This is a genomic window from Chromobacterium sp. Ag138, assembly GCF_055181315.1.
Map to the genome: position 1 here is coordinate 2,538,912 of NZ_JBUPWA010000001.1, position 25,428 is coordinate 2,564,339.

General features: G+C 63.0%; 21 protein-coding genes and 1 pseudogene. 3 read left to right on the forward strand and 19 right to left on the reverse strand.

Annotated features, from left to right (window positions below; genetic code table 11):
* Positions 1-25 precede the first annotated feature (25 nt).
* The 10 genes from ACY3GB_RS11660 to ACY3GB_RS11705 all read right to left on the reverse strand — a co-directional run bounded on the left by ACY3GB_RS11660 (position 26) and on the right by ACY3GB_RS11705 (position 11,996).
* Positions 26-412: a response regulator gene (locus ACY3GB_RS11660; RefSeq protein WP_463088889.1), complete on the reverse strand. Its 387-nt coding sequence runs from the start codon at positions 410-412 to the stop codon at positions 26-28.
* A complete protein-coding gene (locus tag ACY3GB_RS11665; RefSeq protein ID WP_463088890.1) occupies positions 387-3,290 on the reverse strand; it encodes a response regulator in 2,904 nt (967 codons plus the stop codon). Before ACY3GB_RS11665 ends, ACY3GB_RS11660 begins: the two co-directional genes overlap by 26 nt.
* Positions 3,287-4,330, reverse strand: a complete 1,044-nt coding sequence (gene cheB, locus ACY3GB_RS11670) for a chemotaxis-specific protein-glutamate methyltransferase CheB (protein WP_463088891.1) — start codon at positions 4,328-4,330, stop codon at positions 3,287-3,289. Before cheB ends, ACY3GB_RS11665 begins: the two co-directional genes overlap by 4 nt.
* Positions 4,327-6,327: a response regulator gene (locus ACY3GB_RS11675; protein ID WP_463088892.1), complete on the reverse strand. Its 2,001-nt coding sequence runs from the start codon at positions 6,325-6,327 to the stop codon at positions 4,327-4,329. The genes cheB and ACY3GB_RS11675 overlap by 4 nt, the downstream gene beginning before the upstream one ends.
* Positions 6,328-6,369: 42 nt before the next feature.
* Positions 6,370-6,906: a chemotaxis protein CheW gene (locus ACY3GB_RS11680; RefSeq protein WP_463088893.1), complete on the reverse strand. Its 537-nt coding sequence runs from the start codon at positions 6,904-6,906 to the stop codon at positions 6,370-6,372.
* Positions 6,903-8,402 carry a CheR family methyltransferase gene (locus tag ACY3GB_RS11685; protein WP_463088894.1) on the reverse strand — a complete coding sequence of 500 codons (1,500 nt, stop codon included), beginning with the start codon at positions 8,400-8,402 and terminating at the stop codon, positions 6,903-6,905. Before ACY3GB_RS11685 ends, ACY3GB_RS11680 begins: the two co-directional genes overlap by 4 nt.
* Complete coding sequence (locus ACY3GB_RS11690; protein WP_463088895.1) at positions 8,399-8,869, reverse strand: chemotaxis protein CheW; 471 nt, start codon at positions 8,867-8,869, stop codon at positions 8,399-8,401. Before ACY3GB_RS11690 ends, ACY3GB_RS11685 begins: the two co-directional genes overlap by 4 nt.
* Positions 8,870-9,102: 233 nt before the next feature.
* Entirely contained in the window at positions 9,103-10,041 is a 939-nt protein-coding gene (locus ACY3GB_RS11695; protein WP_463088896.1) for an alpha/beta hydrolase, read from the reverse strand.
* A 2-nt stretch (positions 10,042-10,043) separates the two neighbouring features.
* Positions 10,044-10,922 (reverse strand): alpha/beta fold hydrolase, encoded by an 879-nt coding sequence (locus ACY3GB_RS11700; protein ID WP_463088897.1) that lies wholly within the window; start codon positions 10,920-10,922, stop codon positions 10,044-10,046.
* A gap of 18 nt (positions 10,923-10,940) precedes the next feature.
* Positions 10,941-11,996, reverse strand: coding sequence for a sugar phosphate isomerase/epimerase family protein (locus tag ACY3GB_RS11705; protein ID WP_463088898.1), 1,056 nt, complete (start codon positions 11,994-11,996; stop codon positions 10,941-10,943).
* Between the two features lie 161 nt (positions 11,997-12,157).
* Between ACY3GB_RS11705 and ACY3GB_RS11710 the strand changes: the two genes are divergently transcribed.
* On the forward strand, positions 12,158-12,724 hold the full coding sequence (locus ACY3GB_RS11710) for a TetR/AcrR family transcriptional regulator (protein WP_463088899.1): 567 nt from the start codon (positions 12,158-12,160) through the stop codon (positions 12,722-12,724).
* A gap of 78 nt (positions 12,725-12,802) precedes the next feature.
* On the forward strand, positions 12,803-13,147 hold the full coding sequence (locus ACY3GB_RS11715) for a DUF3734 domain-containing protein (RefSeq protein ID WP_463088900.1): 345 nt from the start codon (positions 12,803-12,805) through the stop codon (positions 13,145-13,147).
* 62 nt (positions 13,148-13,209) lie between these two features.
* On the opposite strand, the gene ACY3GB_RS11720 is transcribed toward ACY3GB_RS11715, so the two are convergent.
* Positions 13,210-13,647, reverse strand: a complete 438-nt coding sequence (locus ACY3GB_RS11720; RefSeq protein ID WP_463088901.1) for a hypothetical protein — start codon at positions 13,645-13,647, stop codon at positions 13,210-13,212.
* 421 nt (positions 13,648-14,068) lie between these two features.
* Positions 14,069-15,130, reverse strand: a complete 1,062-nt coding sequence (locus tag ACY3GB_RS11725; RefSeq protein WP_463088902.1) for an SDR family oxidoreductase — start codon at positions 15,128-15,130, stop codon at positions 14,069-14,071.
* A gap of 137 nt (positions 15,131-15,267) precedes the next feature.
* Here ACY3GB_RS11725 and ACY3GB_RS11730 point away from each other — a divergent pair, with 137 nt between their 5' ends.
* Positions 15,268-15,612, forward strand: a complete 345-nt coding sequence (locus tag ACY3GB_RS11730; protein ID WP_463088903.1) for a MerR family transcriptional regulator — start codon at positions 15,268-15,270, stop codon at positions 15,610-15,612.
* A gap of 901 nt (positions 15,613-16,513) precedes the next feature.
* Here the strand turns inward: ACY3GB_RS11730 and ACY3GB_RS11735 are convergent.
* The 7 genes and pseudogenes from ACY3GB_RS11735 to ACY3GB_RS11765 form a co-directional block, all read right to left on the reverse strand.
* Positions 16,514-16,741, reverse strand: a complete 228-nt coding sequence (locus ACY3GB_RS11735) for an integrase core domain-containing protein (protein ID WP_463088904.1) — start codon at positions 16,739-16,741, stop codon at positions 16,514-16,516.
* 943 nt (positions 16,742-17,684) lie between these two features.
* Entirely contained in the window at positions 17,685-18,881 is a 1,197-nt protein-coding gene (locus tag ACY3GB_RS11740; protein WP_463088905.1) for a DUF3396 domain-containing protein, read from the reverse strand.
* 22 nt (positions 18,882-18,903) lie between these two features.
* Entirely contained in the window at positions 18,904-20,139 is a 1,236-nt protein-coding gene (locus ACY3GB_RS11745) for a VRR-NUC domain-containing protein (protein WP_347371469.1), read from the reverse strand.
* Positions 20,140-20,144: 5 nt separating this feature from the next.
* Positions 20,145-22,964: pseudogene (locus ACY3GB_RS11750) on the reverse strand (type VI secretion system Vgr family protein).
* Between the two features lie 210 nt (positions 22,965-23,174).
* Entirely contained in the window at positions 23,175-23,354 is a 180-nt protein-coding gene (locus tag ACY3GB_RS11755; RefSeq protein WP_463088906.1) for an antitoxin PaaA2 family protein, read from the reverse strand.
* Positions 23,355-23,796: 442 nt separating this feature from the next.
* Entirely contained in the window at positions 23,797-24,069 is a 273-nt protein-coding gene (locus tag ACY3GB_RS11760; protein ID WP_463088907.1) for a hypothetical protein, read from the reverse strand.
* Positions 24,070-24,141: 72 nt separating this feature from the next.
* A partial coding sequence (locus ACY3GB_RS11765) for an adhesion domain-containing protein (protein ID WP_463088908.1) occupies positions 24,142-25,428 on the reverse strand: 1,287 nt, incomplete at its 5' end.

The following is a 25,428-nucleotide window of genomic DNA, read 5'->3' on the forward strand; positions in this document are numbered from 1 at the left end:
GCGGATCGGTCCGCCTGCCCTTGCATCATTCCTGCCCGGAAGACGGCTGCGGTCCGACCAGGCGCCTGATTTCGGCCACGAAACCGACATAATCGATTGGTTTTTCGATGTAGCCATCGAAGCCGGCCGCCAGCATGCGCTCGCGGTCGCCCTTCATCACGTAGGCGGTCAGGGCCACCACCGGTATCGCCCGCGTCAGCGGATCGGCCTTGAGGATGGCGACCGCCGCGATGCCGTCCATTTCCGGCATCTGGACATCCATCAACACCAGATCCGGCAGCTCCCGCCGGGCAATGTCTATGCCGACAAGCGCGCGCTCCGCGCAAAACAGCGTGTGGCCCTCGCTTTCCAGCATGATGCTGGTGAGCACCATATTGCCCGGCGTGTCATCGACTATCAGTATGCGTGCCATCGTCCACCTCGCGTGTCGGGTCGGCCGGCGTCATGTCCGTCGACAGGCGCGCTGATTTCTGGAGCGCGCGGCCGACCTCAAACAAAAACTGCCGTCGGTCGAAACTGCCTTTTTCCATGATCCGCAGCGCTTGCCCGCTCAAACGCCGCCTGTCGTCCGCGCTAACGCTGCTATCGCTCAACACCAGCACGGGGACGTCAGCGGCGGGCGGGTTGCGCAGCGCCGCGAGCACTTCGAAGCCGCTGATATCGGACAGCACGAGGCCGACGATCAGCAGGTCCGGCCGGGCGTCCCGCAAAGCCGCCAGCGCGCCGGCGCCGTCGGTATGGCACTGCACCTTGTAATTCAGCGCGGCCAGGTCGGCGCTCAGCCGCGCGCAGGTGATCGCATCGTCGATGATCATCACGGTCGGCGCCAGCGCGCGCTCATTGCCCAGTCCCAACGCATACACCGCGTCGCGCAGGCTCTGGTACGACACCGGTTTTTGCAGCAGCTGCGCGGCGCCCATCGCGCAGGCCTTCATCTCTTCGGCCACGATGGAGACGATCACCACCGGCACGCTTTCCAGCCGCGGATTGCTCTTGATCTCGTCCAGCACCGCCCAGCCGCTGGCGTCAGGCAGCAGCAGATCGAGCGTGATCAGATCCGGCGCCTCGCTGCGCGCCATGGCCAGCGCCGTGCCGGCATCGCCTGCGATGCCGACCGCGAAACCGATGCTCTCCAAGTAGACCTGGAGCAGCTCGGCGGCTTGCGGGTTGTCCTCGATCACCAGCGCCCGGCGCGCCGAGCCTGCCGGCGGCGGCGCCAGCGCGTCGCTGCGCAGCGGCAGCCAGATCGAGAACTGCGCCCCAAGGCCGGGCGCGCTGCTGACGCCGACCGTACCGCCATGCAGTTCAGCCAGCCGGCTGACCAGCGCCAGCCCGAGGCCGCTGCCTTCATGCTGGCGCGAGCTGGAAGAGTCGAGCTGGCTGAAGGTTTGGAACAGCGCCGGCAGGTCGGCGGCGGCGATCCCGTTGCCGCTGTCCCTGACGCGCACTTCCAGAAATTCCTGATCGGGCCCCTCAGGCAGCGGCAGCATCCGGCTGGCCCAGGCTTCCTCCTCGCCGCAGCCGATATCGCAGCGCCGCGCGCGATGCAGCGACAACACCACCCGGCCGCCGTCGCGGCTGAATTTGACGGCGTTCGACAGCAGGTTGTAGGTCATCTGCCGAAATTTCCGCAAATCGACCCTCACCGGCTGCAGCGGCTCGCAAGGCAGAAACTCCAGCCCGATGCCCCGCCGCGCCGCGCTGTCCTGCACGATGGACAGGCAGCCGCGCAGCACGGCGTTGGCGTCGATCGGCTCCAGCGCCAGCTCCATCTTGCCCGCCTCCACCTTGGACAGGTCCAGGATGTCGTTGATCAGGCCCAGCAGGTGGCGGCCGCTGGCCAGCACATGGCCGACGCAAGTGCTCTGCTTGGGGCTGAGCGGACCGATGACGCCGCGCGACAGCAAGTCGGAAAAACCGATGATGGCGTTGAGCGGGGTGCGCAGCTCGTGCGACATATTGGACAGGAACTCGGACTTGAGCCGGCTGGCCTGCTCCAGATCGCGGTTCTTTTGCTCCAGCTCGGCCAGAAGGACGGCGCGGCTTTCCGCCAGCGCGCGCGCCGCGCGCACCTCGGCCGCCTCCAGCTTCTTGTCCATCAGCTCAGCGCGGATGCGGCGGCTCTCGTCCTCGAACTGCTTGCGCCGCAGCTGCGCCCGCACGCGCGCCTTGAGCACGTCGAACTCGCTCGATTTCAGCACATAATCGTCGGCGCCGGTCGACAGGCCCTCGATCATTTCCGCCCTGTCCTCCATCGCTGTCAGCATGATCAGCGGAATGTCGCGCGTAGCGGGGTCGCCCTTCAGGCGGGAGCAGGTCTCGGTGCCCGACAGCCCGGGCATCAGGCGGTCCAGCAGCACGCAGTCGACGGTTTGCACCTTCAGCAGCGCCAGCGCCTGCTCGCCCGATTCGGCCAGGATCATGTCGTAACCCTCGTCGCCGAGCACCTCGGCCAGCTGGCGCAGATAGGTCACGCTGTCATCTACCGCCAGGATGCGCCGTCCGGCCTGCTGCGGCGCCACGCCGCCTGCGCCCTCGACATTGCGCAGCACCGCCGCCAGCCGCGCCAGCAACATGCCGGCGTCGCCATCCTTTTGCACGAAGGCGTCGGCGCCGGCGTCCAGGGCGTACAGCTCGGCCCCCTCTTCGTCGGCCCCGGTCAGCAGGATGCACGGCACCGTGCGCAAGGCCGGATCGAGGCGCAGCTTGCGCACCACGGCGGCGCCGTCGATGCCCGGCAGCACGCGGTCCACCACCAGCGCCGCCGGCCGGCGCGACGCCATCGCGCGCAAACCCTCTTCCCCGCTATGGGCCAGCGCCACCTGATAGCCCTGCTCGCGCAGCAAGGCCGCCAGTTGCTCGCGGTAAGTCAGGCTGTCGTCTATCACCTGCACCAGCGGCGCGGCGTCGACCGGCACGCCGGCGGCCTCCAGCAACTGCAACGCGCGCGCCACCAGACGGTCGCGGTCATAGGGCTTGCCGACGTAATCATTGGACCCGGTCAGCATGCCGCGTATGCGGTCGCTGACCTGGGCTTCGCTCGACAGCACCAGAACCGGCAGGCTGGCGCCCTCGGCCGTGGCGCGCACCTCGCGCAACAGGTCGATGCCATCGCCGTCGGGCAGCATCACGTCCAGCACCATCAGGCCGACGGCCTGGCGCGCCATCGCGGCGCGCGCCTCCGCCAGCGAGGCGCAGGCGATGGTCGCGATCCCGCGCTCCGCGAACGCCTCCTCGAGATCGGCCCGGACCGTCAGGCTGTCGTCGACGATGAGCGCCGGGGCCGTCATGGCGCGCGCCTCCCGGCCAGCGCGGCCAGCGCCGGGCCGATGTCGGCCAGCGGCAGGATGCGCTGCGCCGCGTTCAGCAACGCCGCCTCTCGCGGCATGCCGTATACCACGCAACTGGCCTCATCCTGCGCGATCGTCAATCCGCCGGCGGCGCGCACCGCCAGCAGCCCCCGCGCGCCGTCCTGCCCCATGCCGGTCAGCAGCACCGCGGCGGCGGCGGCGCCGTATTCCTGCGCCACCGATTCGAACAGCACGTCGACCGACGGCCGGCACGACAGGCGCTCCGGCCCCGCCTCGCAAACCATCTTGCCGTCGCGCACTTGCAAGTGCAGCCCGGGCGCGGCCAGCGCCACGCCGCGCGCCGGCAGCGGCTGGCCATGCCGCGCCAGCCGCACCTCCAGCGCGCAATGGTCGTCCAGCCAGTCGACGAAGGCGTGGCCGAAAGGCTCGGCGATGTGAATGACCACCAGCAGCGGCAGCGGGAAATCGGCGGGCAGTCCGCCCAGCACCTCGACCAGGGCGCTCGGCCCGCCGGTCGACGCCCCCAGCGCCACCAGCCGCATGCGCTGCCGCGGCGCCGGAGGCGCGCAAGGCGCCGCCGGCGGCGTCTCCTGGCCAGCGCGGCGGCCGCGCAAGTGGGTGACCACCTTGATCTTCGCCACCAGCTTGAGCATGGCCAGATAGTGCTCGCCCCAATGGTCCTGCCCGGGCATCGGCTTCTCGATCACGTCCAGCGCCCCGGCGGCCAGCGCCTCGTAGGTCCGGAACAACTCGCCGCGGTTGACCGAGGACGAAACCACCAGGATCGGGGTCGGACAATAAGCCATGATGTATTCGGTGGCGGCCAGCCCGGTCATGACGGGCATCATCATGTCCAGCGAGATGACGTCCGGGCGCAAGGCCAGGCACAGCTCGATGGCCTGCTTGCCGTCCTCGGCCTGGCCGACCAGCTCGAAAGCCGGGTCTGACGCCAGCAACTCGCACAGGTACATGCGCACCGTCAGCGAATCCTCCACTACCAGCACCCGCAATTTCGTCATCGCAGCACCAGCTCCCCGATCTGCGCCAGAAACGCCGTCTGATCGAATTCGTTCTTGACAATGTAACCGCTGGCGCCGGCATCGCTGCCGCGCCGCTTGTGCTCCGCCGTGTCGAGCGAAGTCACCAGCAGCGCCGGGATGTCGCACAGCTGCGGGTCGGCGCGCACCTCCGTGATGAAGCCGAAGCCATCCATGCCCGGCATCTCGACATCGACCAGGAACAAGCCGTAGCGGTTCTGCCGCGCCAGCTCCAGGCCTTCCTCGGCGGAAGCCGCCAGCTCCACCTGGTAGCCGGCCGACTCCAGGATGCTGCTTTCCAGCATGCGGGTGGTCAGCGAATCGTCGACGATCAGGATGGGCGGGCGCGGCGCCGCCGCCTCGCTATCGCTGCGGCGGATCAGCGCGCCCCCCAGCTCCTCGGGGTCGAGCACCATGCGCGGCTCGCCCTCGATGTCCAGATATAGCCCCAGCACCATCGGATCGGCGGTCATCAGCGGCGGAAGCGCGCGCAGCACCACGCTATCCACCCCGCCCAGGCGGCTGGCCGCCACCGCCAGCAGCTCGCCCCGGCTGCGGATGACCACCGCCGTCAACGCGCGCGGCGACCACTGGCGCGCGGCCTTCCCCGCCGAGCCGATGGCCAGCGGCAATAAGGGCAGCAGCTGGCCTTCGTACACGATGGCGTCGCCGTCGGACGAGCGCACCACCTGTTCCCCCGGCACCCGCAGCGCGCCTTGCACCGCGTCCAGCGGCAGCGCCATGACTTGGCCGCCGGCCTCGACCAGCAACACGTCCATCGCCGCCAGCGACAGCGGCACGCACAGCTCGAACGTCGTGCCGGCGGCATCGCTGCGGACCCGGCTCTTGCCGCCCAGCTTGCCCATCGCCGCGCGCACCACGTCCATGCCGATGCCGCGCCCGGACAGTTCGGTCACCGCGCCGCTGGTGCTCACGCCGCCCTCCAGCAGCCGGGCCAGCAAGGCCACGTCATCGGCCGGCGCGTGCTGGCCGCGCTTGGCGAGCGCGGTCCGCAGCGCGGCCAAATCGATGCCGCCGCCATCGTCGCGGAGACGGAACCACACCCAGTACCCACGCCGCGACGCCTCCAGCGCGATGCGGCCGGATGGGGCCTTGCCTGAGGCGGCGCGCTGCTCCGGCGCTTCGACGCCATGCGCCACCGCGTTGCGCACCAGTTGCAGCAAGGCGCCCAGCATCACGTCGAGCACCTCGCCGTCTATGCGCAACTCGCCGCCTCTGGCCTCAAACGCCACTTGCTTGCCGCAACTGTGGGCGGCGTCGCGCGCGCAGCGCTCCAAGGTGGTGAAAATGCCGCCGACCGGAATCAGGCGCAGCCGTTCGGCGGCGTCGCGGGTCTGGCGCAGCTCGCGGTCGATCCGCTCGGCCCCGCCGGCCATCTTGCGCTCCAGCGCGTCGAGTTGCGCCGCCAGCGCCCGGCCGCCCTGAGGCGCCGCCTCCCCCGACGTCAGCGCCAGCTCGCGCAGGGCCTCCAACGCGCCGATGGCGCGCCGCATGCCCGCCAGCTCGACGCCGATTTCTCCCAAGCCCTCCAGCAACACATCCACTTCCAGCACATCGGCTCGAACGATGCGCTGCGGCGCGTCCTGCGCCGGCGCGGCCTCGCCTCCCGCTCCAGGACTGGCGCCGCCGGCGTCATCGGCCTCGGCCGACGGCAACTGGGCCAGCAGCGCGCTCACTTGATCGCAGGCGGCCAGCAGTTGATCGACAATGCTGCGCGGCGGCGGCGCGCCGGACGCCCGCAACGGCGCCAGCAGCTCTTCCACGCCATGCAACAGGTCGGCGATCCGCGCCTGCCGCACCACCCGCGCCGCGCCTTTCAGCGTATGGGCCCAGCGCAGCAACAGCGCTATCTGTTCCTCGCCCCCTCCGTCCTGCTCAAGCGCCAGCACGCCCTTGCTCAATTGCCCGACCAGTTCGCGCGCCTCGATTCTGAAATAGCGGTAGGGATCTTTAGCCATGGCGGGTTCCCGGGCTGCGCGAAATGGCGAGGCGGCGCGCGCTCATGGCTGCGGTCCCTGCGACGCATGGGAGGCGCGCGCCTCGATCTGCGCGGCCATCGCGCCGATGTCCAGCACCGGCACCACGCCGGAGGCGGTGCGCACCCCCTCGCGCGACCGCCCCGGGCCAGCGGCGTCGACCGATGCGATCAACTGCCCGGCGTCGGCGCAGAGATGCGACTCGAACACCTCGAAGGCCAGCGCCAGCGGCGCTCTGGCCTGCGCCAGCACCATCCAGCGCGGCGCGGCGCCGGCGGCTTTGCCCAGCAGCGCGGCCAACTGATACACCGGCACGATCTGGCCGCGGAAGTTGGTCACGCCCAGCAGCTCGGGCATCGGGCCAGGCAGCTCCAGAATGCGGCGATCGGCATGCAGGCCGCGGATGTCGCCCAACCGGATCGCATACGGATCGCTTCCTATCCGTATCGTCAGCAAATTGACGCTGCCGGCGGCCGGCGGCGCGGGCGCCAACGAAAACGAGCGGTCGAACTCCTCGCGCAAGCTGGCTGCGCTGTCGGCCAGCGCGAGAACGGGGCTCATCGCGGACCTCCAAGGGCAGTCAGCTCGGCGCGGCACAGATCGATCAAGGCGCTGCGCGGGAAACCGCCGCCGAACAGCAGCAGCCGCGATGGATCCTCATGCTGCAGCAGGACCAGGGCCTGGGCCAGATCGCGCCGCGCCGCGTCGAGCTCTGCCATCCGCCGCTCCAGCACGCCGACATGCAGGCGCGCCAGCGCAAAGCCCGGGTCCAGGTAGGCGGCGCTGCGGTAGTGGGTCAGCGCAGCCGGATTGTCGCCCTCCTCCTCGCGGCACAAGGCCAGCACATAATGCGCACCGGCATTGAGTTCGTCGCGCGCCAGCAAGGCGCGGCAAATGTTCTGCGCCTCAGCCAGCGCGCCGCTCTGGCTGAGCGAGACGGCCTTCAGCAACAACACGTCCGGATCGTCGGCATGCTGTTGCGGCAGCTTCTCGATCAGGGCCAGGCTTTGCTCGAACTGCTCCTTGCGCAGGCACGACAAGGCATGGTGCAAATCGGGCTGCGCCGGCGCGGACTGGAGGCAGTCCGCTGGCGGCGCCGCCACCGCCAGCGAGTCGATGCGCTGGGCCGCGCGCGCGATCACGTGGACCCATGCGGGATCACCCTGCGGCAATGGCTGGAATGGCGCACCGCCCCATGCCGGCTGACTGAATTGCATCGCCGGCGCCGGCTCGCCGGCTTGCGATTTGCGCCGGTAATAGAAGGTGGCATGGGTATGGCAAAGATGGAAATCGCTGGACAGGCCGCGCAGGGTTTCCGCATGCCCCAGAAACAGATAGCCGCCGGGAGCCAGCGCGCCCGCGATCCGCGCCACCGCGGCCTCGGCCTGCTCGGGGCTGAAGTACATCAGCACGTTGCGGCAGAATACGATGTCGTAGCTGCCGGGCGCCCATAATTCGGCGTCCTCCCGCGCCAGATTGCGCTGCTCGAACCGCACCGATCGGCGCACGCCATCGCTCAGCGCGTAAAGATCGCCATCGCGCGCGAACCAGCGCGCCCGCATCGCGGGGTTCACTTCCCGCAGCGACCAGACCGAATAACGCGCCGCGCTCGCCTTGGCCAGCATGGCGGGATTGGCGTCGACGGCGCGTATCTGCACGCTGCCCGCGCCCAGGCCCATGGTCTCGCGCGCGGCGATCGCCAGCGTGTACGGCTCCTCGCCCGAAGCGCAGCCGGCTGACAGCACGCGTACCGGCAGGCCTTCGCGCGCCTGCAGGCAGGCAGGCATCGCCACCTCGGCAAAGGCCTGGATTTGCTCGCCATTCCGGTAGAAGTACGTTTCGGTGACGGTCAGGTCGACCGCGAGCCGATGCAGGGCCTCGGACGGTTCGGGCTCCGCCGCCAGCATGGCCAGGTAGGCCGCGTTGTCCCGGCCCCCATGCCGGGCCAGCACCCGCGCCAGATTGCCCAGCTTGGTTTCGTCGAACTGCAGGCCAAGACGGTCGACGATCAGATCGCGGAATTGCGCCACCTGGGCGGCCGATGGCTCGATGCTCATGGCTCGCCATCCCCAGCCGCCAGGGCTTCCCACATGTCCTCCGGAACCATGCGGCCGGCGCGCAGCACCAGCAGCAACTCCGCGTCCAGCGTCGCGATCGATTGCACCAGACCATCGTCGCTAGCGTCCCGCAACGGGGCGATGTCGGCCAGCGCGGCGGCCGGAAGTTGCCGCACGCCGATCACGCTATCCACCGCCAGCGCCAGTTGGCGCTCGCCCAGCGTCAACGTGACGAAACGCGAAACCCGCGTCGACAGCGCCAAGCCCACTAGGCGCGCGCAATCGAGCACAGGCACCGGAGCGCCGCGTATCAGCGCCAGCCCCAGCAGGAAATCGGACATGGCGGGCACCGGGTCGATCGGCAAGGCGCGCATGATTTCGCGCACATGCGTCAACGGCAGCGCGCACAGACGGGGGCCGCTCCGGCACAACAATACGGAAAGCAATGATTTGCCATCGAATGCCATGGGGATCCATTTCACTGACAAGCAGAACGATTACCCGCATCACGCAATGCTGGCCGGATTCCCTTGCGCATGACGAGAGAATGGCCGACGTCATTATGAAGATTACACAAGATTCCTGCCGAAGATCAGTTTTATTGCATAACTCCGCAGTTGAAGCAGCCGGGAGGCAAGCCCCCGGCTGGCTGGCGATGGCGGATCGGCGCGGCCGGGCCGATCCACGCATCCGGTGTCGCTCAGACGGACAGGGCGGCCTGGATCAGCGTGCCCGAGCGCGCGAACAAGGCCTCGGCGGCAGGCGTCAGCCCGAGCATGTGGATGCAGCCATGAATCATGCCATCCAGCCGTTCGTCATGCGCCGGCACCGCTGCGGCCCGCAGCCGCCGCGCATAGGCCTCGCCTTCGTCCCGCAGCGGATCGTACTCGCACACTAGGATCGTGGCGGGCGGCAAGCGCTCGAGCGTCGCGGCCCGCATCGGAGCGGCGTAAGCGGGTCGACCGCCTCCGGTTTCGCCAAGATAGGTGTCCCAGCAGAAAGCCATGATGTCCCGGGTCAGGTAGTAGCCGTCGGCATAAAGGGCATGCGAATCCATCGTCAGCCTATCGTCCAGCGCCGGGTAGAGCAGCAACTGGTGCGCAATCGCCGGGCCGTCGCGGTCGCGCGCCAACAGGCACGCCGCGGCGGCGAGGTTGCCGCCGGCGCTGTCCCCACCCACGGCGATGCGCGCGGGATCGATTCCCAGTCGCTCCGCCTGCGCGAAAACCCAGGCCACGCCGCTGTAGAAGTCTTCCAGCGGTATCGGGTAGCGGTGTTCCGGGGCGAGCCGGTAGTCGACCGACAGCACGACGCACTGGCTGGCATTGGCCAGCGCGCGGCACGGGTTGTCGTAGAGCTCCAGCGAGCACAGGCACCAGCCGCCGCCATGGGCGAACACGATGGCCGGTTGCGGCCCCTCCGCGTGAGCCGCGCGTTCCGGCCAGTACGCCCGAACCCGAAGCGGATGCCCGTCGCCGGCCGCCGCGATGAAGGTTTCCACCCTGGCGACCGGTTGCAAGGGGCCATGCAGCGCCGACAAGTCCTGCTCCGTGGCGCGGCGGATGTCTTCGAGCGACGCGCCGCCTTCCCCTTCAGGCAGCGCGTCGAGAAACGCGGCGATGCGCGGATCCAGCGGCATGCTCAGGCCCTCCCTTCGAGGAAGGGCGCCAGGTGCGCGATGAATGCCTCGGGCGCCTCTTCCATGATGAAGTGGCCGCAATCCGGCACGACGATGCCGCGCAGATCCGAGGCCTTGTCGCGCATGGTCGCCAGCGGCGCATCGTTGGTGGCGTGTTCGGCGCCGATCGCCAGCACCGGCATCGCCAGCTTGCGTTTCGCGCGTTCGCGGTTCTGCCTAATCGTCTCGGGAATCGCGCGGTAGTAGGCGAATCCGCCCCGCAAACCGCCGGGCGCCGCATAGGCCGCGATATAGACATCGGCGGCCACGCGGTCGCGGCGATGGGACCAGCGGTCGAACATGAAATCGAGATAAGCCTTCTCGCGGCCGGCGATCAGCGCCTCGGGCAAGTCGGCCACCTGGTTGAACATGAAGTGCCACAGGAAGATGTTCTGCTCCGGCGGCGCGAAGATGTCAGGCGCCGGCGCCAGCCCGGGAATCACCGCCTCGGTGATCGCCAGCCGGCTGACCGCGTCCGGATAGTCGCTGGCGAGCGCGTAGGCGATCCACATGCCGACATCGTGGCCGACCACCTGGTATTGCTCGTGGCCCAGCTGCGCCATCACGCGATGCAGCCTGGCCGCGGCGGCGCCGGTGTCGTAGCCGTCCAGCGGGCGGTCCGAATGGCCGGTGCCGGGCAGGTCGACGGCAATCGGCATGAAGCCTTTTTCCACCAGCGCCTGCATGACATGACGCCAGGCGAACCAGGTCTGCGGCCAGCCGGGGATCAGCAGCACCGGTTGCCCGCTACCGGCGGAAACGCAATGGATGCGCTGACCGTCGATGCGGGCATAGCGGTGGATATAGTTGTCGTGATCGAGTCGTTCGATGGATGGTTTCATGATGTTCTCCGGTGGCTATCAGGCGATGCCCAGCATGGCGTGGATCTGGGTCCGGTCGACCGCCGCGCCGGCGAAATCGTCGAAGACCTTGCTTGTCACATTGATGATGTGGCGATTGATGAACTCGACGCCTTCGCGCGCGCCGTCTTCCTGATCCTTCAGGCAGCACTCCCATTCGAGCGCGGCCCAGCCGGCGTAGTCGTTCTGCGCGAGCTTGGAGAAGATCGCCTTGAAATCCACCTGGCCGTCGCCGAGCGAGCGGAAGCGGCCGGCGCGCTCAAGCCACGAGGTGTAGCCGCCATAGATGCCTTGCCGGCCGCTAGGATTGAACTCGGCATCCTTGACGTGAAACATGCGGATCCGCTCCTGGTAGATGTCCAGGTAGTCGAGATAATCGAGCTGTTGCAGCACGAAGTGGCTTGGGTCGAACAAGATGTTGCAGCGCGGGTGTTCGCCGACCAACGCGTAGAAGCGCTCAAAACTCGCGCCATCGTGGAGGTCTTCGCTCGGATGGATCTCGTAGCAGAGATTGACGCCCTGTTCGTCGCAGGCATTCAGAATCGGCAGCCAGCGCCTGGCCAGTTCATCGAAGGCGGCTTCGATCAGGCCATCGGGGCGCTGCGGAAACGGGAACAGGTACGGCCAGGCGAAGGAGCCGGAGAAGGTGCCCATTTCGGTCAGGCCAAGCCGGCGCGATGCCTTGGCCGCTTGTTCGAGCTTCTCCAGCGCCCATGCGGTGCGCGCCTGCGGATTGCCGCGCAGCGCCGTCGGGGCGAAGTTGTCGCACATGCTGTCATAGGCCGGATGCACCGCGACCAGCTGACCGAAGATGTGCGTGGTCAGTTCGCTGACGACCAGTCCATGCTCCGACAGCGCGCCCTGGATGTCGTCGCAATAGGCCTGGCTTTCCGCCGCGAGGCCGACATCGAACAGCCGCTCGTCCCACGCCGGAATCTGCAGCGCCTTGAAGCCGGTTTGCGCCGCCCATGCCGCAATGGCCGGCAGGCTGTTGAATGGCGCGGCGGCATCGCTGAACTGCGCCAGGTGCAAGCTCGGACCCTTGATTGTTTTCATTCTTTCACCTCAATTGTTTGCCGATCAACAAAGAATAGAGCTTGCGATGGCTTGCGTCAACAGTCGGATGCGCTAGAATCCACCGCACGACAGCAAACCGTGAGCAAACTATGGCCGGACGGCCCAGAGAATTTGATCGAGACCAGGCCCTGGAAAAAGCGATGCGGGCGTTCTGGGCCCGAGGCTACGAAGGCACGTCGATGGCGAACCTGGTCGATGCGCTCGGCATCGCATCGGCGCGCATCTACGCCGCTTTCGGCAGCAAGGAAGCATTGTTCCGCGAGGCGGTCGCCTTGTACGAGTCAGGCCAGGGGGGCTTCGCCGAACGCGCGATGCTGCAGGAGAAAACGGTCAGGGCCGCGATCGAGCGCATGTTCGTCAATGCGATCGAAACCTACACCCAAACCGGCCAGCCGCAAGGCTGTCTGGTGGTGTCCGCCGCCGCCAGCGGCGGGCTGGAAAGCGATCCGGTCATCGCCTGGCTGGCGTCGCATCGGCGCCAGCGCACGCAATCGATCATCGACCTGCTGGCTGGCGCGCTGCAGCGCGGCGAGTTGAAGCCGGATACCGACGTGGCCGCGCTGGGCGACTTCTATGCGGTGCTGTTGCATGGCGTTTCGATCCAGGCGCGCGATGGCGTCGGCGCCGAACGCCTGCGGGCCATGCTGGTTCCCGCCATGGCCGCGCTGGATGCGGCGCTGCTCCCCGTCGATGATGGCCAAGCGTAGCGTGTGCCGATCGATTTGGTCAGCAGCTCCAAAACGTTCCGTTGAGAAAGCCCGCGCCAGTCCGGTCATAAGATAGGAATGCCTGCGGGAACCCGGTCAGCCCAGTTCAACGTCACCCACTTGGTCTATCAGGACAAAACCTGCGAAGGCCACAGCAAAAACGGCCTGCTCAGCGCCCGGGCCATGCGCGAACACTGCCAGAGCGGCTGGCTTGCAGGACACGCCAGCCTGCACAACCAGGCCGAGCAAGTACACCTGAGCCCGCTGCGCCAGGTCGCGGCGTTTACCGCCAGCTACCGCTACCTGGCCTGTCATCCGCACACGGCGCTCCGACGCGTGGCACGCCTGAACGCCGCGCGGCTAGCCATGCAACAGGACAGCCTCAGGGACCGCGTCAAAAAACGCTGTCTAGGCCCGCCCTGAAACCGCGCCGGCGCGGCATCGCCCGCATCAAATACCGCCACTCAGAACAAGGGCTGAACGCGTCAGGCCGCCGCGCGCAGCGCCCGCGCCACCCGGCAACGGCCGGGCTCGCCGCTTTCGGTTTGGCGCAGCAGCCAGTAGCCATAGCCCTGCGCCAGGCCAAACGCCGCCTCCAGCGCCGCGAATCCCCAAACGATGGCGACGCCGTTCATCGCCAGCAGGTAGTACAGCTGCCAGGCGAAAAACAGGCCGCGGGCACAGGCGTCGTACAGGCCGAACTCGGCCTCCGGCCGGCGCAGGCGCAGCACCGACCAAACCACCACCACGCTGCCCAGCAGATTGGCGAACAGAACATGGATAGGCTCGAACGCCGGCAGCGGCGAAATCTTTCCCAGCAGCGCATGCACGGCAGCGAATGTCCACGGGGTGGCGAAGGCCGCGGTGGCGATCAGGTCGTAGATCGCGCTGAGCCGAACGAGCCGCAGGTATTGGGTACGCATAGTCGAATCCTTGCTTGTTCAGAATGAGAGGGTTGAAGTTTTCCGGCCTGAGCTAGCCAAGCGGCTGGCATGACGGCCCCACGCGACAGCCGCCGATATCCGCCGGATATCGAAGCACCGGCGGGGCATGCCAGTCCGCACCGTCAATGGCTAGCGCCCTTCGCTTCCAGTCACGGCGATTATCTAGAGTAAATATTCTTTTTCCAATCTTGCATGGCGGATATCCGCGCCTCAATTCCGCCGCCTGACTTGCCCGTGCTTGATTCAAGACATAGTCGGATTAAAGATGCCAACTTGGCTCCGCAAAGCCGCTGCCAGCCTAGCGGCGCGTATCTGCCCAGGCGATCCCATTGCCTGGCCGGCGGCAGATCGGCCTAAGCGGCCGTCCATCCCTTTTGCAATGATCGACGGCTCGCATTCATCAGCGCGGCGTCACTTTGCCAGGCGGGTGCGTATTCGCTCGTATGGCTCTTTCTTGAATCCACCTGACCTCGTCTGCCAACGTTTCCTCCATGGACCTGAAGCCGAGACCGAACTGCCTCCTGATTTTTTCCGCCGAGAATTTTCTTCCATAATCTTTTGCCATGTTTCTCACGGCGGCCATGCTGAGCAATACCGGCTTGCCAGTCAGCCGGGAATAAACCTCCTGCATGAAAGCGATGGCATACAATATGGCGCGCGGCAGTTTGCGGCGCGGGGCTGGCACGCCGCTGACAGACTCCATCGTCCGCAAAAGACCGGCCATGCTGACGGGGTGGCCCGCGGCCAAATAGCGCTCGCCCCGACCGCCTGTTTGACTGGATGCCAAAGCGACTTGCGCCACATCCCGGGCGTCCACCACAGAGAAAGCCGCATCGATCACTCCGGGAATCTTTTGTTGCAGGTAATCCGCCACGAACTGCCCGGCCGAAGTGGGGCCAAGATCGCCCGGACCATGCATCCAGCCCGGCAAGACAAGGGAAATATGCATGTCAGGGTGATTGTCGAGAAAAGTGAATATCACCTCGTCGGTTTCAATCTTGCTGCGGTAATAGTCATCCGGCGCCTCTTCGATGGCCAGCGCCATGCTCTCGTCGGTCAATCCCGATTCATTGCGACCCAATACTGCGATGGAGCTGATATGGACCACGCGCCGAATTCCAGCCGCGTATGCCCCATCAAGCAGGTTTCGCGTGCCCTCGACATTGGTCTTGCGCAGGGCGGCCTGATGACGGCCGCCTTTGTAGCTTTCACGAAAGTAAGCCGCGGCATGAAACATGACATCGCAGCCCTGCAATGCCGGGACAAACTCGTCGATACGCGTGAGATCGCCCAGCACCACCTCCAAGCGCTTGCCTATCAACTCCCCGAACTGCTCCTTGGCTTTTTGTTCGGACCTGGCTAAAGCCTTGACCCGATAACCTTCCGCCAGCAACAAACGAACCAGATTGTTGCCCAGCAATCCCGTAGCACCGGTGACAAATGCGATTTTTTCTTGCGCCATGTTTTTCCCTGATCATCAGTCCATATGAGGCTGCGGAAGTCAGCCACGACTGTTGGAAAGAACACTGTAAACATTGGTGTATAGTCCAAGGTCAAGACTAAATTTAACGGGAGAATTGGATCGTGCGGATCGGAGAGTTGGCCGAGCAGATCGGAATGACGCGCGATGCGATCCGTTTCTACGAACGGATAGGCCTTATCAAGCCAGAACGCGGCCAAGAGGGCCGCCACGGCTACCGCCGTTACAACGCGTCGGCGGTTAGACGCCTGGGGCTGATCAAGCAGGCCAAGACTTTGGGGTTTTCGCTTGGCGAAATCCAAGAGCTGCTGGACGCATGGGCCAGCCACAGCTTAAGGCCGGAACAGAAGCGCGCGGTCATCGCCGACAAGATTGAGGTCATCGAACACAAGATCTTGGAACTACAGGCGCTTTCAAGCGAGCTCAAATTGACTCTGGCGAGTATCTGTGACGAGTGTCAATAAACAAGCGCCGCGGCCTTTAAAGGCATGACCGTCGCAGGGCCGCGAGCGCGCTTGGTTTCGTCGCCCAAGCAGGGAGACGTCGGGCCACCCGTTTGGAACCGGAAGGCGATGAATACTCTTGACCGTACTCAATAATAGAGGAATGGCATATGTCATTTCCCCGGGTATTCAAGCTGCAGCGCTACAAAGTCGGCCGTTCCGATGAGCGGGCGTCAGCGTGAGGCAGGAATTTGTCTACGGTACCCGGGTCAGTCCAACGAGACTTATAACCGTCAGTAAGGTAGAGCAGCCCCCTGAGCTTTGCCTTGCCGTGTAATTAGCAACGCCTGAATGCCGCCGACGAAGGCCGATGAAGTGCCGACACACATTTCACCCAAGCGGCCATTGAGTACTCGCGGAACCGAAGGGCCGTTGCGGGTCGGAAGCAGACCTCCTCACTCTTAACTAAGGAAGGTCTGCTTTGGCCGAAAAGCGGGCATCTGAAGAATTGATACGAGATAACAAAGCAGAAGGGGCCAGCGGCCCCTTCTCTCTTGTCAGACTCCGACGAACTTTATTCAGATCCGACGGACTTGATTCGCTCTAGTGAGTTGAGGAATGACAAATATGTTTGCACCATGTTGTTCAATAAAAACAATACGTTATCGCATTCATCTACCTTGGAAAGGTTTGTACTCTTTGATATCTGGCTCACTTAATAGTGACAAATATATTTGCACTCTACCTAGCATCTCCACAAATTCGTTCCATTGGCCTTCTCCCATTCGATGAACCACTAATTAGTTAGCGTTTTTCTCACATTGGGGTGGATGATTTCCCCGATACTGCATCAGGTTCTGGTGCTGCAGAGAGCTATGCAGCTGGACATAATTGCGGTCATGCTGCCAAAGTTCGATCACTGCTATCGCCGAGCTAGGTTGGGAAACACTGGCTGACTCAGGTACTCCTCGCGCAACCGGCCGTTAAAGCTTTCGATGAAGGCTTTCTCCACCGGTTTGCCGGGCCGGAAGAATTGCAGCTTCACGCCATGGCGATGCGCACATTCATCCAGTACCCGGCTGGTGAACTCCGGACCACTGTCGACTTGAATCAGCGCGGGCAAACTGCCGCCCAAGCGCAGCTGTTCCAAACCCACGCCACTCTGCCACCAAAGAACGAGATCCAAACTGCCTCACGATGCCAGATGTCGATGATCGCCAGCAAGCGAATGCGTCGTCCATTCCACAAACTGTCCACCACAAAATTTATCGCCCACCTGCCATCTTTGTGCTCGCGCAGATATGTTGGCCGCCCTGGAAAAATAAGCAGGCCGCCGATCCAGTCAGCTGTCAAACATTAAGAGCGGCTAGCAAAAACCAGTTTTACGCCCGAGGCAAGGTGCGCCGATGCAGGCAGTACTTGAGTACTGCAAGTCGGCGCAACGCAGCATCAGGAATTTTGTTAGCCACTCTAAGGTTGGTAGGCAGGAAGGCATGATATTTTGAGCACATGCTGGCGTGTTACTTTAGGCTTTTTCTTTGATTTAGCTGTTCAGCTAAAGTAGCAAAATAAACTAACGACACCGAGCACGTCAGTTCAACAATCATCTGGTGCGGGCTATCAAAATTAATCAATCCATGTCATTTAATAATTAAATGTTTTAAACAAAAGTCATTTTTAGTAGCTTTTATAAGTTTATCTTTTTTTGCTAACCTATGCATACATCACTAAATATTCTATATCTGCCTCCAACCGGACGCCAAAAGCTCCATATCACCAAGTCACTCACGCCGTAAAGGTAGCAGTTGCATTTCTGGAAAAAGCACAGACACGAAAAAATCATAGCGACGGTCGTATTTGACGGGAACGTTCAGATAGCCCTCTTGTTCCAGAATTATCTCTGAGCGGTTACAGCTCATCTCTTTCCTTCAGCCAAGCGTCTTCGATCCGCTAACAAAACCCTTGATCTTGTGTTGCGCCGACTTGCCATACTACTTGTACTGTCTTCGTCGGCGCATCTTGGCTCAGGTAGACTGTCCCAGCTCCTGCAGGCGCTCCGAACCAATGATCGGATTGGCCCTTGGCATTTCGCCTCATGAAGCCGATTGATTTGTCTCTTTGTACCAGATCGTCGCGCCGTAGCTGGACCCATGAAAGGCCGGCATGATGTCCCCTTTCTGGAATGGCTGCCGCGAGTCGACTTGTGCCGGCGTCCACCAGATTCCGCCTTCAGGACATGCTTTTCCACCTTCGCAACGTAGCCCACTGGCAGGTGCCTCGGCGGGCATTTTCGGTACGGGCTCGGCATCATCAAAACGTGCATACCACTCGAGCGTGTTGGCTATGGTAAAACCTTCCGCATCGTCCATGCAGGTGTGCAACTGCTCGGGATTCGGCACGCGGATCGGCTTGAGCACCCGGTTAACCGCCACATAGGCGGGTGGGTGGCCGTTTTCGGGCGCCCCGACATCCGGCAATACCCCGGCCTGGACGATCAGCCTGCCGTTGTTGGTTTCTTGTACGCTGACGTCGGGCAATTGGAGTTGCTGCTTGAGCACGTCCATACCTCCAAGTTGCTCGACATAGCGAGGCCCAAGCAATGTCAGCCAGCTGACGCCTTTGATGTGGTCTGACAGGTTATCCCCGTCAATCAGCGCGGATGAGTCGACCATCAGTCCGCTATAGCGCTGCGCTATTTGAAATTCGTAGGGTTGGAATTGATGGCGATCATAGGGGAGATTGCAGGCCAGGCCCGCATAGCCATGATCAACATCCAGCGTTTCGCAGAAGTAGCGCGCCCACTCCCTAAACTTCTGCTCGCCATCCGCGTCGGCTAGCAATTGCCATGGCAGCATGATCTTGACGCAAGACATGGCGCCATAGGGATCGCTCTCTGCATTGGAGGTCAGCGCTGAAATCGAATACTCAGCCGCGACCTCACCGTTTTTCTCACTTTGCAGAACCCAGAAAACAGCCAAACCCTCATCTACGGATCCGGATAGCTTCTCTTTGGCCTTGGCGATGCTGTCTTTGCGCAAGGAGGTAAAACCGCGGCCACTAAAGTCATGGAACTGGCCTTGCAGATGCTTGCCGAATTGCTCGACGAAGCGGTCGAAGCAGCCTAAGACCTTATAGCCGGTTTCCCGCTGGCCACCATTTCGGAAGTATACGGTGCAAATCAGTCCCAGCTTGGCCAGTACCAGACCATCCGGGGTCACGCCATCGATGAAGTCTGCTTGGCTGGCAATACGCGCATAAGCCTGCATGCGTGGATATTCTTGAACGCTCATTATTCATTATTCCATTTTGCTGTCAGGCGGCAGCCAGTGCGCCGCCACCCAGCATCGCGGCAACGGCTGCCCAGGCAGCCGCCCCCATTTCGACCAACGCGGCCAATGCCGCCACCAGCCACCCACCGAGAATGAACACTACCACAACCCCGGCGACGATGGCCGCCAGGGCTAGCAGGCCCTTGCCAATGTCCAGCAGGACTTGCGTCCAGTCTATTTGCCGCAAGGTTTCCAAGGTCAGATCGGTACAACGCTGAATCTCTGCCCAGGCTGCGCGCAATTGGGCATTCGTCCAGCTGGCGATACGCTGTCCCTGCTCATTGACGAAGTGCCAGGTCTCACTGGCCTTATCCTGCAACCAATGGCCCGCGGTAAACAACCACGGCGCATGTTGCCTCAACTCTTTCTGCACTTTCTCGGACAATTGGCCAACCGCTTGGCGCAGGTCTTTAGCGAGTGTTTTGCCATCTTCCGCCAAGCTGTGTACCAACTGCTTGGCCTCATCCAACCAGGTTTCGTAAAAGGCCGGATCTGGCAAAGGCTGTGGGCCATACACTGGCACCCGACGGTTCTCGCCACGAGGTATGCCGTCGGCCCTGGGCACGAGCACCGGGGTAGGCTTGGTAACGGGCTGAGTCTGCCTCTGCTTCTCGCCCGGGGGAATCACGTGCAATAGCGTGAAACGATCACGTCCACCTGCGATTTTCTCATAGGCTTTGGCCTGGCTATCACTCAGGCTGTCACCCGGGAATTTAACTTCGACAACGCGATGCAAGTTATCCCCATGTGCGACGCCATCATGATCTGCCGTTGCGCGCCCAGGCCAACGCACCGCCTTGTCTTTTACAATGATCAAGTCCGGTCGGCGCAACCAGCCCTTGCGCATGCCTTTCGGGAAAGGCGTCAACGAATGTCGGCGGTTTGGATCGTTGCCTTGGGTGGTGCTGAGAAAAGGTTTGGGCACACCCTTCGGATTGACCGGCATGTCAAAACAGACCTCAGCCTTGTAGTACCACAAGAACTCGTGCAGCCACTCATCGGCAATGATCAAGCCGCTCATCACCACTTGGCGCGCATTGATGGTAATCGTCCTGCCTGACTTGCTCACCCCGGTGCGAACGCTGGGGGCCTTGATCGCGGCCTCGGCCTTGGGTTGCAGGTAGGGCTTGTTTTCCGAGACGGGCAGCTTGGCAAACTGCCGGTCCTCTTCCAAACGCGTGACGCCGTTGCCGGCCATTTTAGGTGTCAGGGTGGTCATGCGATTTATCCTTGCTGAGCGTCATCACGCATTTCAAGCTCCAGCTCATGCGGGCCGCCGCCTGCCAGGTGCAAGGTTTCCGTTTTGGCCGGAGCCTTTTCCAGGACCTGCAAGTTCATGCCTTCAGGTTGCCGACTCATGGCGGTCATCGTCCAGCCTTGCTGGTCGGTGTAACCGCTGATGGTGCGGCCGCCGGCTTGCTTGATGGCGTATGCCTGGCCAATCAACGGCTCGCCGGTTTTCTGGTTTTGCAGTTGGAAGCGGCCGCTATAGACCTTGCCGAAGGTGGGCATCCTGTAGTTCAGACTGGCCGGCCCGCTCAGGTTGTGCTGCGCGCCCTTGATGCTGACCGTGCCAGGACAGTGCACCTCGATGTTGCCGCCGGCGATGCGAATGTAGCTGCCGCCACAGGTCATCAGGATCTCTTCCTTGGCCGCGACCGTGATGCGTTCTTTGCAAGAGGTGATGGTCACGTCCTTATCCGCGGTGATCTCCATCGCATCGCTCTGTGCCTGAATCTGCACCTGGCCCTTGGCTGCGATCAACTTCAGCGCCACCTTGTCTTTTACCCCGGCTACGAACAGGCTGATGTGCTTGCCGACATTGTGAATCCAGCGCCGGCCGGTGGTGTGATTGGCATCGCGCTGGGCAACCAAGTTCAGATTGGTTCCGGCCACCAGTGTCTGGCTCTGCTCGGTCAGGCTGGCGATGCCTGCTGGCGAGGACAGGATCAGCTGCGGTTGCTGTCCCGCTTGTTCCTTGGCGGTTTTGCCATCTTTGTCGGTATTGCTCCCCGCTTCCCAGGCCTCCAGGGCATCCAACTGGTGCTGCATATGGCCCTGGTCCTTTTTGCCGCTCTTGGCATTGTCGTCGCCAATCTCGTCCGGCCCGGTTTCCATGGGGTCGGCCAGCTGCTCAGTAGCGTTTTCCGCCAGGGCCTGGCTGAGTGCCAAAGCCGATTGCAGCTGGCTTTGCGCATGCTCGCGCGCCAGCTGTTTGCCGCCGGCGCCGTTCTGCGCTTCAGTGGACAACAACAGGCCATGGGCGGCGCGGATGGCACCGTGGTTGTCGGTGCGCAGTTCGAAACCTTCACCGCGCGCCTGGGCCTTGCCGTTGCTGCGGGGGTGAGCGAGATAGCCTTGGTTGAGCTGGGTCTTGCCGGGTTCGCTGCTGAGCTTGGCACGCACTTCACCGGGGGTGTCGTCGAACAGCAGCTCGTTGTAGCCGCCGCCCTGGTGCTCTTTCGACTTGATGCCGGACAGCGTCTTGTTGGCGGGGAGCGCGCCGGCGCCGCTGAAGTCGGGCGTCGGGTGGCTGCCGTTGTAGACCACCGCTTTGACCACGGGTCGGTCGATGTCGCCTTCTATGAAGTCGACCAACACTTCCTGGCCGATACGCGGGAGGAACTGATGGCCCCAGCCGGCGCCGGCCGAGGGCATGGCCACCCGCACCCAGCACGACGATTTGTCGTCCATCGCCGCGCCGATGGTTTTATGTTCGTCGGCCCTTTGCCAGTGGAATTGGATCTTGATGCGGCCTTGTTCGTCGGTGTGGACTTCTTCGCCGGCCGGGCCAACCACGGTGGCAGTCTGCACGCCTAGCGCTTTGGGCTTGGTCAGCTCAGTGCCGGCATAGGTTGGGGTCAGCGGGATGCCGCGGCGCTGGGCCTGGATGGACGTGGCAAATGGGGTGGCATCGGTCTCCGTGCCAATATGCTGCGCCAGATCTTGCGGCAGGTTGTTCCTTACCTGAAAAGCCTGGCCGGTGACGACGAATTCCCGACTCTCCGCCGTATCACCATCATGGGCGGGATGATCATCCAGGCGGAACCACTCGCCCGGCTGCAGTCCGCGCACCGATCCGCTGCCGCTGAAGGATTTGGCCTGCAGGTCGTTGGCCTGCTGACGCAGCTGGGCGTAGCGGCCCAGCTGTTCCTCGTTGCCGGCGTAGTAGAGGCCTGGCGCATCGTAGTGATTCAGGCTGCTTTGCAGCGTCTTACCCGTCTGGCCCTGATCGACATGGCTGTCATCCCGGCTTTGCTGGGTATAGACCGGCTTGTAATCGTAGCTGGCTAATGCAACGCCACCGGGCACGATCTGCCGTGTCGCCTCTCAGCCGGTGAGGCCATCTTCTTCCTCGGTGGCGTCACTGCGGTGAAAGCGCACCCTTTCCAATTTGGAGGCGGGCAAATTGTGAGCGTCATCGAATACAGATAACTCCACCTGCGGCCCATCGTCGTCCAGATGGACGAAGCGCCAGGCGTAGCCCTCCTCGTGAAGCAGGCGAACGATGAAATCGAAGTCACTCTCGCGATACTGCAAAGTGTAACTGCGGGGCTGGGCTGGCTTGACCTGGATATCCAGCGTCTGCACCCAGGCAAAGGCAGGATTGGCTTCCTGATGCTCTTCAATAATCTGCTTGATGATGTCCGGGACGGACAGGTCTTGGAACACACGGGAAGTTCGGCGATGGCGCAGTAGAGCGAAGGGTGGCTCTATGGTCAGCTCGTACTTGGCGAAGCCGCCATCCGATCCCGTCAGCTTGGCCTGGCTGACCACACCGCAGCGGATAACTTCGTCGCCATCCGCATCGGCAACGCCGATTCGAGCGGGTTGGCCGAGCAGGGTCTTGAGCTCAATCCCCCCATCCGGCGACAGGCAGGTCAGCGTGTAGCGGTAAGGACGGGACACGCCTTCCTCACCGTCCAGGCTGAGCGGCAGCAACTGTTCAGCGGAAACTTGCCCTGTGCCAAGCTGCAGCATCAAGGCTCGGTGTTCTTGGCCAAAGGCGGAAGCAAAGCTGGCCAACAGTGCATTCAGATCCATCGGCACCCCAAACAAAAATACCCTCGTTGGCGAGGGTATGTCATTGAGCAGAAAGAGAATTAGGATTCTATGGAGTTGTGAGAACTGTAACAAGCAAGCTTGTCAGTAAAATTGACAGACTTATACCAAAGGACAGGTAAGGTAAGTGCTGGGTCAGTTCAGTGTGGCCGGATAGAGCATTGAGCTTTGGTAATTTACGGGTACTATCGTTCAACCAGCCAAGCGGCTCAGTAGTGCTGCACGCTTGTTGGCAAAATCGATTTTGGCTTTTTCATGCGGTATTCCGGGTGCAGGATCATCTATGGCAGCTTGGACTGCTCGGCGTACATAAGCGTCATAGGCCGTTGAGGGGGACATCTCCACGGGGACGGTTGGTTCGGGCTTTTGCATGGTTTGTATCCTTGCTGACAGGGGCGCGACCTTAGTCTTGGCTAGATGGGGAGCCCCAAGGAAAGCGAGTGTAGAATCTGTTCGATCCACGTGGTGCGAAGGTCAGTATCTAGTATATCCAACGTACAGCAATCCAGCTCTACATGCATAGTGGTTCGCCCACTTGGAAGCTCTCTTGAAACTTCCTAAAGATGCGACAGCCTCCAATCTGCGGACTGCCGCTCTCGCCCAATTTCAACAAGGCCTCCCGCCGCAATGCGTTCAAACAGGCCCACGCCTCCATCGGCGATAGATCCGTCGGGTCTATCGCCGCGAGCCGCTCCAACCACCCCGCGCTCGCCAGCGAGCCGTTGCCGGGCGGGAACCCCGCCACGGCTCCGGCCACAGCATGCGCCGCTTTCAACTGTAAACACCGCCACTCGTCAAACTCTGCAACATCCGCTTAGCCCACAGGCAACCGCCAGCAAGCGTTGACCTCGTCATAACGCTCCAACGCCACGCCCACTGCAGGCAGTGAAGCAATCGGCAAGCCGCAATACACTACGTCTTGCCCCAATTTCTTGATCCTTCGCACCGATATCTTCAACGGCCGCACTTGGCGGACAAAGCGCCAAGCACCCACTTCATACATCCTGGCAAACAATCCTTCCCGAAACAGCACAATGCCCACATCCCGCTGCTGTATCGCCAAACGTTCACCCCATTGCAATCCCATACTCCCTCCCACGCGCCCCGCCGGGCTCACGCCCGGCGGATAAACAAAGAATCAAGAAACAAGTATCAAGCGCTAGCGGACACACGCCACACGAATGACGTAGCTGTCGTAGTGGTAGTTGACGTTGCCGCTGCTCAGGTTGACGTTGTAGTGATTGCCCGTGCTGTCCGACGTGGACGACCAGTAGAGGGTGTTGCCGGTGCCGGTGAAGGCCGTGGGCCAACCATACTGGGTATTAATTGTATTATTCGGATACTGCTGATAAAGCTTTACCAATTCATCTTTGCTGGGCAACCTCATCCCACTTGCCGAACACATTTGATCCGCACCTGACCAATTCTGACGCTTGGCATCATCCCAACCGGACATCAGGTAAAAATCACCGACGCCGGGAACCGGCAACTTCTCCGACTTGATCTTTCCAGTCTTAGTCGTCTCTGTATTTCCCACCTTTCCTCTCGAATTTTCCGCCCGGACGGACACTTCAATCACCGTACCCGCGTCCTCAAACTTAAGCTCATGCCCAGGAACTACCCCCGACTCTTCAATTCTCTGACCTTGCCCCACTACCGCGCTGGTCTCCCCTTCCATACCCCAGGCATAGCGAGATTGGTCCTTACCGAAGCCATAGTTCGCTTGATACTGATACTTAGCAGTCAAGACTTGCCCGGCCATTGCGTCTCCATCGATTTCCAACTGCATAATTGATGGCTTGGCTTCTGGATCCAGCGGCTTGCCGTTGTCGCCGCCTTCGGATTCGTTGCCGTCCGCTGCCGAGCCATCGGTCGCCAGCTTGAGCGCATTACCCACCTTGCCGGCGCCATTCTTGGCCTGCACCCCAACCTCCAGCACCTTGCCGGCGTCGGCCGGCGCGATGGTGTGGGCCGGCACCTGGCCGGAACTGGCCACCGTCTCGCCCTGGGCCGGGTCGGTCTGGCCCTTCTCGCCCCAGGCGTAGGTCGACTTGTCGCCACCCATGCCGCCGTTGGCGTCAAAGGTGTAGTTCGCCGTCAGGTCCTGGCCGACTTCCAGCTTGCCCTGCAGCTTCAGGTCCTTGACGATAGGCTGGGCCTGCGGATCCAGCGGCTTGCCGTTGTCGCCGCCTTCGGATTCGTTGCCGTCCGCTGCCGAGCCATCGGTCGCCAGCTTGGCGATGTTGCCCACCACCTTGGCGCTGTTCTGCGCCTGCACCCCAACCTCCAGCACCTTGCCGGCGTCGGCCGGCGCGATGGTGTGGGCCGGCACCTGGCCGGAACTGGCCACCGTCTCGCCCTGGGCCGGGTCGGTCTGGCCCTTCTCGCCCCAGGCGTAGGTCGACTTGTCGCCACCCATGCCGCCGTTGGCGTCAAAGGTGTAGTT

Coding starts and splice junctions, on each gene's coding strand:
- ACY3GB_RS11755 (WP_463088906.1), bottom strand. CDS start 23,354: ATGCAAAAGCCCGAACCAACCGTCCCCGTGGAGATGTCCCCCTCAACG.
- ACY3GB_RS11725 (WP_463088902.1), bottom strand. CDS start 15,130: ATGGCGCAAGAAAAAATCGCATTTGTCACCGGTGCTACGGGATTGCTG.
- ACY3GB_RS11660 (WP_463088889.1), bottom strand. CDS start 412: ATGGCACGCATACTGATAGTCGATGACACGCCGGGCAATATGGTGCTC.
- ACY3GB_RS11720 (WP_463088901.1), bottom strand. CDS start 13,647: ATGCGTACCCAATACCTGCGGCTCGTTCGGCTCAGCGCGATCTACGAC.
- ACY3GB_RS11740 (WP_463088905.1), bottom strand. CDS start 18,881: ATGAGCGTTCAAGAATATCCACGCATGCAGGCTTATGCGCGTATTGCC.
- ACY3GB_RS11705 (WP_463088898.1), bottom strand. CDS start 11,996: ATGAAAACAATCAAGGGTCCGAGCTTGCACCTGGCGCAGTTCAGCGAT.
- ACY3GB_RS11760 (WP_463088907.1), bottom strand. CDS start 24,069: ATGGGATTGCAATGGGGTGAACGTTTGGCGATACAGCAGCGGGATGTG.
- ACY3GB_RS11690 (WP_463088895.1), bottom strand. CDS start 8,869: ATGGCATTCGATGGCAAATCATTGCTTTCCGTATTGTTGTGCCGGAGC.
- cheB (WP_463088891.1), bottom strand. CDS start 4,330: ATGACGAAATTGCGGGTGCTGGTAGTGGAGGATTCGCTGACGGTGCGC.
- ACY3GB_RS11715 (WP_463088900.1), top strand. CDS start 12,803: ATGCCTGCGGGAACCCGGTCAGCCCAGTTCAACGTCACCCACTTGGTC.
- ACY3GB_RS11685 (WP_463088894.1), bottom strand. CDS start 8,402: ATGAGCATCGAGCCATCGGCCGCCCAGGTGGCGCAATTCCGCGATCTG.
- ACY3GB_RS11710 (WP_463088899.1), top strand. CDS start 12,158: ATGCGGGCGTTCTGGGCCCGAGGCTACGAAGGCACGTCGATGGCGAAC.
- ACY3GB_RS11675 (WP_463088892.1), bottom strand. CDS start 6,327: ATGGCTAAAGATCCCTACCGCTATTTCAGAATCGAGGCGCGCGAACTG.
- ACY3GB_RS11680 (WP_463088893.1), bottom strand. CDS start 6,906: ATGAGCCCCGTTCTCGCGCTGGCCGACAGCGCAGCCAGCTTGCGCGAG.
- ACY3GB_RS11665 (WP_463088890.1), bottom strand. CDS start 3,290: ATGACGGCCCCGGCGCTCATCGTCGACGACAGCCTGACGGTCCGGGCC.
- ACY3GB_RS11700 (WP_463088897.1), bottom strand. CDS start 10,922: ATGAAACCATCCATCGAACGACTCGATCACGACAACTATATCCACCGC.
- ACY3GB_RS11745 (WP_347371469.1), bottom strand. CDS start 20,139: ATGACCACCCTGACACCTAAAATGGCCGGCAACGGCGTCACGCGTTTG.
- ACY3GB_RS11695 (WP_463088896.1), bottom strand. CDS start 10,041: ATGCCGCTGGATCCGCGCATCGCCGCGTTTCTCGACGCGCTGCCTGAA.